Source organism: Moorena sp. SIO4A5 (genome assembly GCF_010672005.1).
Lineage (GTDB): Bacteria > Cyanobacteriota > Cyanobacteriia > Cyanobacteriales > Coleofasciculaceae > Moorena.
In genome coordinates this window covers 1-7,713 of record NZ_JAAHHZ010000227.1, presented here as the reverse complement: position 1 = coordinate 7,713, position 7,713 = coordinate 1, and the positions used below count along the sequence as shown (strand labels likewise).

Annotated in this window: 7 protein-coding genes and 2 pseudogenes; all 9 read right to left on the bottom strand. The window is 44.2% G+C overall.

Going from position 1 to position 7,713, the window contains the following annotated elements; translation table 11 throughout:
- Positions 1-319 (bottom strand): annotated as a pseudogene (locus F6K57_RS33110) (DUF4382 domain-containing protein); the annotation flags it as partial.
- Positions 320-429: 110 nt separating this feature from the next.
- Positions 430-555, bottom strand: coding sequence for a hypothetical protein (locus F6K57_RS33105; RefSeq protein WP_293072229.1), 126 nt, complete (start codon positions 553-555; stop codon positions 430-432).
- 250 nt (positions 556-805) lie between these two features.
- Entirely contained in the window at positions 806-916 is a 111-nt protein-coding gene (locus tag F6K57_RS42270; RefSeq protein WP_364305118.1) for a transposase, read from the bottom strand.
- 78 nt (positions 917-994) lie between these two features.
- On the bottom strand, positions 995-1,267 hold the full coding sequence (locus F6K57_RS33100; protein ID WP_293072228.1) for a hypothetical protein: 273 nt from the start codon (positions 1,265-1,267) through the stop codon (positions 995-997).
- 482 nt (positions 1,268-1,749) lie between these two features.
- Positions 1,750-2,859 (bottom strand): phospho-N-acetylmuramoyl-pentapeptide-transferase, encoded by a 1,110-nt coding sequence (gene mraY / locus F6K57_RS33095; RefSeq protein WP_293072227.1) that lies wholly within the window; start codon positions 2,857-2,859, stop codon positions 1,750-1,752.
- 633 nt (positions 2,860-3,492) lie between these two features.
- Positions 3,493-4,704, bottom strand: coding sequence for a glycosyltransferase (locus F6K57_RS33090; RefSeq protein WP_293072226.1), 1,212 nt, complete (start codon positions 4,702-4,704; stop codon positions 3,493-3,495).
- Positions 4,705-5,308: 604 nt separating this feature from the next.
- Positions 5,309-5,815: an HAD-IIIA family hydrolase gene (locus tag F6K57_RS33085; RefSeq protein ID WP_293023635.1), complete on the bottom strand. Its 507-nt coding sequence runs from the start codon at positions 5,813-5,815 to the stop codon at positions 5,309-5,311.
- A gap of 20 nt (positions 5,816-5,835) precedes the next feature.
- The gene (gene kdsA / locus F6K57_RS33080; protein WP_293023632.1) at positions 5,836-6,666 is read right to left on the bottom strand and encodes a 3-deoxy-8-phosphooctulonate synthase; all 831 of its coding nucleotides are present in this window, start codon (positions 6,664-6,666) and stop codon (positions 5,836-5,838) included.
- A 133-nt stretch (positions 6,667-6,799) separates the two neighbouring features.
- A pseudogene (locus F6K57_RS33075) lies at positions 6,800-7,713 on the bottom strand (IS5 family transposase); the annotation flags it as partial.

Below are 7,713 nucleotides of genomic sequence, written 5' to 3'. Positions count from 1 at the left end.
GAATTGGCTCGGCATCCTCTCCCCCTTCCGCTAAATCGATGGTTTTGGGATTGGGGAGGATAATTTTCTCTTCGACTGAGATTTCCTTTACTTTATCGGGGTTATAGGGAGGGTTAGCTTGGTAAGCGGTCACGTCCGCTAGGTTGATGTAAACCCGATCGAAAGATATTTGCCAACTGTCTTTGGAAATAAAGCCCTGTCGGACAAAGTCTTCACCGTTAGCCCGAAATTGCAGCTTGCCATTCCCTGCTGTAGGCTTAGTCTCGCTCTTTGGTTTACCATCACTACAGCCTGAGAGGCAAATTACAGCTATAACCATTAGATTTACCCATATTTGCACCTTTGTGATCATGATTATGCGATCGCTTGTACTTTCGCTTTTACCTTAATTAGTATACAAAACTTAATAAAACTGAGTTTTGGGGTAATTTACAATGCCCCTCTCCCCCATCTGCCCACTGCCCTCTCCCCCATCTGCCCACTGCCCTCTCCCCACACTTCCCGCACTTCCCACACTCCCCCCTCTCGACCAACACCCCCGCGCCCGGGATACATCACTATTTTCAGTAATTTAGCTGATGGTTTTAATACAAATTGCTGAGGTCTCTTAAAAAAAAATAAGGTGCGCTTTCCGTAGGCGAATTAAATTCGCCACGGGTCGCACCTAAGTAGGTGGGCTTAATTAAACCTTAAAAAGTTGATCATTTTTACTATCTACATTTCCAGATATTGTCCACTGTTGAAGCTGATAACCTACTTGGCAACTTCGTTTTTTTATACCTTCTTTAACGGCTAAAGCTAGATCCTATTTATCCTCAAACATTCGACCAGAGATTTGAGGAATTTTAAGTTGATGCCACTCCCCATCTATTAGATTAAGTTCTGGACTATAAGTTGGCGAAAAAAAAAATACAATCCCATTTCTAACCAGTCTTTTTATTTAGCTCTTATCTGATGACTTTTATGACTTGAGTATCAAGGGGTGACAACAAGGTTACAAAGCACTCTGGATAACGGATATAGCGTTAAGTCCTCGCTGAAAATTGAGCCGTTTGTGAGGTTGGATATGCATCAGAATAAAAGCTAAATCTGACCAGTTATTGAGAGATTGAACCGAATCTGGAGCGTACAATCCAATCCAAAAATAACTATGTCGAGCCGTTGAACGTTCCGGTTCAGTAGGACGACAAATATACTCACTAACTTCGAGATTTTGTAAATATTTTACCTGTAAAGTTGCCTGGGTATAAGCGATAGAAATGAGCAAAACAATAGCCAGTAAACGTCGCTCATTAACTTTCGTATTTTCGAGAGGTGCGCTTCCAATAAACTGCTAAATTAAAATTACCAAGCTGATGGGCTTTTGTGCAAGAAATGTTTTTATAAAACCGAGACATTCCTGGTTTAATTCCTAAGTTTTTCAGCGCTCGATAAACGGTGTCATCATCTTGAATACAAGTGCCCTTAATAGGGACGCAAAGCAAAGTCTACTTTCCTCTGGTCTAGCCACTTAGCCAGTTTGATACTGTGAAATTCTCTGTCTCCTAATAGAATGACTGGATAAGGGCGCATAAGAATGAAGGATGAATCAGTAGACCCGTTGCAAAAATAGTGTCTTGATGCCGCCCCTCCCGATGAGCGACTACATCAAGACAATCAGCAAAAATGTCAGTCGGCCTTGCTTAAGGATGGTATGATTTTGCCCCCCTAGCCTCCCAAGGCAAGGCTGGACAAAGACCCAATCACAATTCAAGCCAAACACAACAACACTAGAAGCCCATTAACTAAATAAAATACCGCCACTATCTGGGTCTCTGACCAGCCAGAAAGTTCCAGATGATTGTGGAACGGTGACATTTTTAATAAACGCTTACCCACCCCATTGGCATCTTTGGTGGCTTTATAGTAACTAACTTGAGCAATCACTGAAACTGCTTCTACGAAGAAAATACCACTAATTATAAATAAACTCCAGAGGTTCCCAGTCAAAAGTCCTACCGCTGCAAGTGCTCCTCCTAGGGCTAGAGAACCGGTATCCCCCATGAAGACTTTGGCGGGATTGCGGTTGTGGGCAATAAAACCCAGGCAACTGCCACTCATACAAGCACAGAAGACCATTAAACCAGGGGAGGTCGGAGCAATCAGGGCAGCTAGTCCTAAAAATGCGATCGCACAGGTTCCTGCTGCTAGTCCATCCACTCCATCGGTAAGATTAGTAGCATTACTTTCTGCTAATAGCACAAATATACCCACCGGCCAAAACAAGAATCCCAAGGGTAAGACGATCCCCAAGGGTAGGGTGATATTAGTGATACTCGCTGCCTGGGTTTGTGATAACCATAGACAAAACAGTAAACTGACCACAATTTGTAGAGCCAGTTTCATTCTCGGGGACATCCCTTTATTAGAGAGGCGTTGGACCACTTGCCAATCGTCCATCCAGCCGATTAACAGATAGCCAAGGGTGGCTAGGGATACCGCTAGGACCCGGATAAAATCCTGCTGTTGGAGGAATAATCCTGACCACACCAGGGCAATCACCACCGCTACCGGCACAAAAAATATGCCACCCATGGTGGGGGTACCCGCTTTGTGTAAATGGGATTGGGGACCCTCTTGACGAATAATCTGACCCATTTTGAGTGCTTGTAGAAAGGGGACTGCTCGATATCCAATGCCAGTAGTGATCAGAGCACAGATCAACAGGGGTATAGTGATGGAGTTACCTGCGATCAGGGACCGAGCTGCTGTCCCATCCAAAATTAATGCACCCAGAGTTAAGCCGATTGATAGAATATATAGGAGTTTAGTTCCCGTTAAGTTGAACAACTGCCCAGACAATCGTTTAGAATCTACCACAAGCCTCTTATTCCTTTGTTGAACACTCCTCACAAAGATACAATTCCCTGTATCTTTGCTTATATCCGTATAATTTACGGTTACGAGTCAAATCCTAACATCAAAGGTCTGCGATCGCTCAGGGTAGGATTGATTTTTTAAAATTTACGAGATTATCAAGGCATGACCGGATGACAGGATGACCGGATCACTACCAAGGTCTAGGGAGTTATCAGCTATCAGCTATCAGCATATGCCCTACGGGAATGGCTGACGGCTGATCCCTGACCGCTGTTCCCCCAGGGCATATGCTTACCAACAGCTGAGTTAACCATGGCGCAACTGCACTCATAGGACTTACGCAAATCCCTCAATTTAACGCTACCTGTAGGGTGGGCAAGGTTTTGCCCACCCTACCCATGGATTCTGTGCGTAAGTCCTGACTCAGACTTCCCTCTTCCCTGCTCCCTGCTCCGAACGCGCCCCGCGTGGCCGACGGCCTCAGTCCCTGCTCCGAACGCGCCCCGCGTGGCCGACGGCCTCAGTCCCTGCTCCGAACGCGCCCCGCGTGGCCGACGGCCTCAGTCCCTAAAAACCCAGAACGAAAGTACCTAACAGCAATTGCAAACCGCTGTATTTTTGAATAGCGACTTGCTAAATACTAGTTAAAATACGCTGAAGTTTCTCTAGGAGCTTATCAGTAGAATGAAGACGTCTATAACCATGAAAATCCGGTTGCACTTCTTGGTTATAGTTATCCAGTTTACTACAGAGCAGACCTATAGTATAAATACATTGCAGCACATCCCCTTCATTGATAGTTAAACCCAATTTAAATTTGCTCACTCTCTCTGCCATACAAAACTTGCTGCTCACAATCACAGGTTTTTCAAAAACTGCTGCTTTAGTCAGGATATTACTACTGTGCGGGAAGTTATTATAGGCAGCAAATAAGATATGGCAAGTACTAACTAAAGCGTTGAATTTTGCTTCATCAGGAATACGCTGAAAATAAAAAAAGCAGTTAGGTAATTTTAGGTTAAGAAGAGTCTGGAGTCTTGCTTGCTCCTGGAAAGTGTAGCTCTGCTTGGATAACTGACCAGCGAAGACAAAAACATAGTCTTGTTTCACCATCTGCTGAGCAACTTCTAAAAGTGTCAGAACTCCTTTGCGCTGGGATTGTATGCCTAGTAATGCAATGATTTTTTTGCCTTCAGCTTTGGCTTGAATTTGTTTCACGATTGACCAATTCAAGTCTGGGGCTGACTCGTCGGTAAAATCGGGAAAAGTAATTACCGTTTTGCCGTTGATTTTGCTTTGTAATTGCTTAGCAATCCCTTCGTCAAGAACAGCAATAGCTGGGCAATGAGAGGACTTTAAGGCAGCATGAGGTTTTAGAGGACCTCTATTGATAGACCAAAACGTTTGTTTAAGCCTCAAATGACGAGGTTTAACATAGAGACCAGACCAAGGGTAAGGGAAAATCTTGTCTACTATATGGTGTAGCAGGTAGGGTGCTAAACAACTATCAAGCCAGGGAAAAAATACTAGATCGGGTACTTTACCAATTTTTGATGAAGCATACTGAATGCTAGCTTTGGCGTAGTACCAACGTTTTAATGCATTCAGGGCTGTGCGAATTCCATTGATACCAAATGAGCTAGGCTCTGGTCTTTGAAATTGAAAAACCTGGAATTGCTCTTGATAGTTAGGGCAGTTAAAGGCAACCCATTCAGTTAATTCTAATGGTTTTGGGCAGAAGGCTATTACTTGATGACCAAGCTCAAGTAACGTTTTGGTTAAAACCTTGAGGTATGTTGGACGATGTCCATTCCAATTTTCCTCAATGAGAGCAATGGTTTTCAAGGTGATAACCTCTTCAAATAATTATATCTGGCTACTAGCTATCAATACATACTAACTAAATAGATATCAGGGATCGTTATTTTACTTTGCCAGAGTTATTAATATACTCTCTCTAATCCTAATTTAAAGAAATACGGATTGCTATATAACTTTCTATAGTGATCTGATAGTGCTGTTGACGGATGCGATCGCATTCTAATCTTGTAACACCTGATGATATAAGTCCATATATCGCTGGGCTTGCAGTTCAAGGTTGTTGATTGCTGCTCTTAACTCCTGCTCGTGTTCCAACCTACCAGCTGCATAATTTTCATAGAAAAGCTTGGAAGTGAGTAGGAATGCTTACCAGTTTAATTCAAAACCCAGCTGTTCCCGTAGCGTGGGCGTAGCCCATAGGCTTACTACTTGAGAAATATTGCCTACTAACCCTTTCAGACATTATCTTTTAAATCGGGATAGTCTTCTATACTTGCTACGGGCATAAACTGAGCTTTTGGTTCAGCTGTAGCGTTTAAGTTCTAGGCTGCGGGGGCTGATAGCTGTTCGCGTAGCGTGCGCGTAGCGCTTAAGCTGATAGCTGATAGCTGATAGCTGAATACTTACCTTAAACCTGTGCTTTGATCAAGAGCTCACATATTTCTCGAACCGCTCCTTGACCACCTGCTAATCTGGTAACATACACAGCAGTGTCTTGGTTTTCTGGTATCCCATCAGCAACAGTTAAGGGACATCCTACAGCTTTCAGAACGGCTAAATCAATGATATCATCACCAACATAGGCGACTTGGGAAAGAGATAAACTTAACTGTTCACAGAGTTGTTTGAGGACAGCTAACTTATCTTCAATGGCAAAAAAACTGTACTTGATTCCTAGCTTTTGGACTCGATGTCGGGTTGCTCTAGAACTGCTATTGGTAATAACAGCTACCTCAATTTTAGTCTGTTGGAGTACCTTGATTCCCATGCCATCTTTGACATTAAATTTTCTGAGTTCTTCACCGCTTTCTGTGTAGTAAAGTCCGCCATCGGTCATGACTCCATCTACATCTAGGGCTAGCAGTTTCACCTGGGATAAACGTGCTTGTAATTCAGTCTCAGGGATGTTATTCATAGCAAATTTATCCGCCAATTTTACCCAATTGTAGCGTCCAAAGCTGCACGAACATTCAGAATTCCCTTGAGGACATTTTCCAGTTCCGCCAATGGTACCATATTCGGACCATCACTAAGGGCGATGTCAGGATTTTCATGAATTTCCATGAACAGAGCATCAATGCCAACGGCAGCCGCAGCTCTGGCCAAATAGGGAACAAAGTGCCGCTGTCCACCAGATTTATCTCCCTTTCCTCCTGGCATCTGGACGCTATGAGTGGCATCAAAAACTACAGGATAACCTAACTCGCGCATCTGAGGGAGGGAGCGAAAGTCTACCACTAGGGTATTGTAACCAAAACTAGTACCCCGCTCTGTTAGTAAAATATTCTTGGCTCCCCCAGCTTCCAGTTTGGTGACCACATGCTTCATATCCCAAGGGGCAAGAAACTGACCTTTTTTGACGTTAATTGCCCTACCTGTGGCAGCCGCAGCGATTAGCAAGTCAGTTTGGCGGCACAGAAACGCTGGGATTTGCAGGACATCGACTACTTCAGCAACCGTTGCAGCTTGGTGACTTTCGTGGATATCGGTAAGCACTGGCACACCCACCTTCTGTTTAACCTTTTGGAGAATGTCTAGACCTGTGTCTAGGGTTTGTCCCCGAAAAGAGTTGATGGAAGTGCGATTGGCTTTGTCAAAGGAAGACTTGAAGATGAAAGGAATATTTAAGCGATCGCATACTTTATGGATCTCCTCTGCCATTTTTAAGGTAAAGTCTTCCGATTCAATCACACACGGACCACCAATCAGGGTGAGTGGATAGCGATCGCCAATCGAGAGGGTATCAGTGATTTGGGTATGATTCATGAGTTTTCCTGACTGTTGGTTCCTCAACACAGAAGCTTGGCTACTGCTTTTGGATTGAGAAAATCTATATATAAATTTGGCTTTGTTGCATGAATGATTAAGAGTCAAAATGCTCCCCCTCTCAGGAGAACTCTTAAGAATCATGGGCATAGCTATCAGGCATACCTAAATGGGTCATACGATTGAGGGCAGCACAGGCCAGTAAAAGTTCTACAGCCTGGTTATCGAAAGTACGACGAGAACAACTAGTGCCAAAGATCACCTTGAAACGAAACATCGCTGTTTCCGATAATGAGCGACGGTGGTATCCACTCTCGTGTTTCCATTGGCTTCGACCCACTTGTTCAATCCGCACCAGGTTCTGATTGCGTGGATGGTTGTCCCCCTCTTGTGGCCAATATTGAGCATCATGACGTGGGGGGATATTGACCTGAGCACCTCGAGAACTGATGGCATCATAGCACTTGCGCTTATCATAGGCTCCATCTGCGGATACTGCTTCAATATTTTCTTCTATGGCGTCCAACACCTCCGATAAAGCGGAATCGTCACTGAGGTTATTGGTACTTACTAGGGCACTAAGTATCTCCCCTGTGCTCTCATCCACCCCTAGATGAAGCTTTCGCCAACTGCGACGTTTGCTCACACCATGTTGACGCACTTTCCAAACTCCATCCCCATACACTTTTATACCTGTGGAATCCACCACCACATGCCGTGGCAAATTCCTTTCTATGACGGGCATTGCTACACTTAATTTTCCCAGTCGCCTCGATACCGTTGAATGGTCTGGTACATCTAAGTCCACCCCCATTAACCTAAATAACGACTCCATCAATCCTTGGGTTTGCCTTCCTGGTAAATTCAGCAGTGAACTGATCGTACTCATGGAGCGCGATCGCTATGTCACTGTATTGGGGTGATCTGCCTCGTTTCCCTGTCTTGTGCGGATTCCACCATCCCTCAAGTACCTCCTCATCAATCGGTGAAGGTCAAACTTCCTCGGTTTTAATGGGCTGTGTTGTACTCACTCCAATTCCTAATTTT